The organism is Bacillus sp. RB3, assembly GCF_030164735.1.
Lineage (GTDB): Bacteria > Bacillota > Bacilli > Bacillales > Bacillaceae_G > Bacillus_A > Bacillus_A cereus.
In genome coordinates, this window is record NZ_JASNGE010000118.1 from 1 (window position 1) to 330 (window position 330).

Here is a 330-nt window from a genome sequence, read left to right on the forward strand (position 1 = left end):
GAAGTTAAGCTCTCTAGCGCCGATGGTAGTTGGGACCTTGTCCCTGTGAGAGTAGGACGTTGCCAGGCAATATTATTCCGCAGTAGCTCAGCGGTAGAGCTATCGGCTGTTAACCGATCGGTCGTAGGTTCGATTCCTACCTGCGGAGCCATTGGAGAGCTGTCCGAGTTGGCCGAAGGAGCACGATTGGAAATCGTGTATACGTCACAAGCGTATCAAGGGTTCGAATCCCTTGCTCTCCGCCATAGGATTTATAATATTTGGCCCGTTGGTCAAGTGGTTAAGACACCGCCCTTTCACGGCGGTAACACGGGTTCGAATCCCGTACGG

The 330-nt window shown here is 52.7% G+C and carries 2 tRNA genes; both read left to right on the forward strand.

Features of this window, described 5'->3' with window-relative positions:
• Positions 1-76: 76 nt before the first annotated feature.
• Positions 77-151: transfer RNA gene (locus QO049_RS30590), tRNA-Asn, on the forward strand.
• 2 nt (positions 152-153) lie between these two features.
• A tRNA-Ser gene (locus tag QO049_RS30595) sits at positions 154-245 on the forward strand.
• Positions 246-330 lie beyond the last annotated feature (85 nt).